We start from the raw sequence: 1752 nt of genomic DNA on the forward strand, positions 1-1752 counted from the left end.
GTCGAGCGCGTCGGTCCGCCCGGCCCGGTCGGCGGTCCGGGCCGCGGCCGCGACGGCCGCCTCGCGCACCAGGTCCAGCACGTCGGTGTCCAGCGGATCGCCGGTCAGGTCCAGCCGGATCCGCACCGGCATCCGCACGGTCGTCACGTCAGCCCCTGCAGCGCCGCGGTCAGCCGGTCCAGCGCCGTGGTCACCAGCTGGTCCGGGTCGTACGGCGCGACCACGCGCACCTCGATCTCCACCGGGAACTGGAACACGAGCCCGTCCGGCCCGGACTCGTCGCCCTCGGACGGCAGGATGACGCCGCTGCCCTCACCGGAAACCAGATCGTCGACCACGGATTTCCCCTTCTACAGCGCCGACTGCAGCGGACCGGACGTCTTGGCGCCGCCGGCGTCGGTGGCGTCCACGTGCATCGAGAAACCGGAGAACGTCGCCTGCGGCGCGCCGGCCACCGTCGCCGCGGTCGGCGCGGCGCTCGTGATCACGCACCGGCTGAGCACGATCGTGGAGAACGACCAGTCGTCGCCGCTGCGCTCCTGCATCGAGATGCTGAACTCGGTCGCGTTCAGCGCCAGCGCGGTCAGCTGCGCGGTGGCCGGGCCGATCGCGTTGACCGTCAGCGAAAAGGTCAGCGAGTACGGCTGGACCACCACGCCGACGTGCGTGCGTTCGATGCTGTGCAGCGGCTCGGCCGTGGTGGCGAACGTCGGCGTGAACGACTGGATCGGCGAGATCTCGTGGTCGGCACCCTTGTCGTCGGTGTAGCGCACGGCGAGGCGGGTGTTCCAGCTGGTTTCGGGACTCGACATGGTGGGCTCCTGCTCAGAACTGGGGGGCGAGGGTCACGTTGAGCCGGTGCACCGCGGGCCCGTACGTGATGCTGATGAGGACGGACACCTGCCGGGTCTGGCGGGCGGCGACCACCTGGGCCTGTTCGGCGGCGCTGCGCGCGCTTTCCGGCAGCGCGAGGATCGCCAGCAGCGGGATGGTGACGGAGAAGTCGTCGATCACCGCGCCCAGCTGCAGCGGGCCGAGGATGCCCTCCACCCGCACGCGCACGGCGGTCAGGCCGGCCTTGGTGATGCGCGCGTCCCCCACCGTGCCGATCAGCCCGGCCCGCAGCCGGAACTCGAGGTCGTCGAGCACCCGGCAGATGTCGACGTAGTTGCGGGCGGGGTCGGCGGAGAACGTTCCGCCGTCGGCCAGGAACAGCCCGGTGCCGGGCACCAGCGCCGGGTCGATCAGCGGGATCACGCCCTGGCCGGCCAGGCCGGTGACCTCGGCGGGCACGTACTGCTGGGTGACCGGGATGGTGAAGCCGCGCACCTGCTTGAGCACGACACTGGTGGCCGGTGCCTGGCCGGCGATCGCGCCCATCACGGCCGCGGCCGCGTCGGCGACCGGGTTCGGGCTCACCGTCTCGTCGGTGGTCGCGCCGCGCGCGGCGACGAGGATCATCCGGCCGGTAGCGCTCTTGAGCGCGCCGTAGGAGTTGGCCGCCAGCACGGTGTCCACGTAGGTCGCGCTCCGGGCCGTGGCCGGGTCGATCATCGCGACCGCCAGCCGCCGGTTCCCCGCCGCGGACATGTTCTCCACGTGCTCGGCCAGCGCGCGCAGTCCGGTGGCGGGCGTGCCGCCGGTGGTCGCCGCGCCGACGTTCACCTCCCCGGCGAGGCAGACGAACGTGACGTCGTCCGCGGCCTCGAGCCCGGCGAGCGCGGCGGCGTAGTTGCCGGCCGCCGGCGTGCG

The 1752-nt window shown here is 72.9% G+C and carries 3 protein-coding genes; all 3 read right to left on the reverse strand.

The window, feature by feature from the left end:
- Positions 1–143: 143 nt before the first annotated feature.
- Positions 144–338: a hypothetical protein gene (locus G3I65_RS56025; RefSeq protein ID WP_160704775.1), complete on the reverse strand. Its 195-nt coding sequence runs from the start codon at positions 336–338 to the stop codon at positions 144–146.
- Between the two features lie 12 nt (positions 339–350).
- Positions 351–812 carry a hypothetical protein gene (locus G3I65_RS56030; protein WP_160704777.1) on the reverse strand — a complete coding sequence of 154 codons (462 nt, stop codon included), beginning with the start codon at positions 810–812 and terminating at the stop codon, positions 351–353.
- A 13-nt stretch (positions 813–825) separates the two neighbouring features.
- Positions 826–1752, reverse strand: a 927-nt coding sequence (locus G3I65_RS56035) for a hypothetical protein (RefSeq protein ID WP_160704779.1), incomplete at its 5' end; no start/stop codon positions are given.

The sequence above is a fragment of the Amycolatopsis sp. SID8362 genome (assembly GCF_010550475.1).
Lineage (GTDB): Bacteria > Actinomycetota > Actinomycetes > Mycobacteriales > Pseudonocardiaceae > Amycolatopsis > Amycolatopsis eburnea.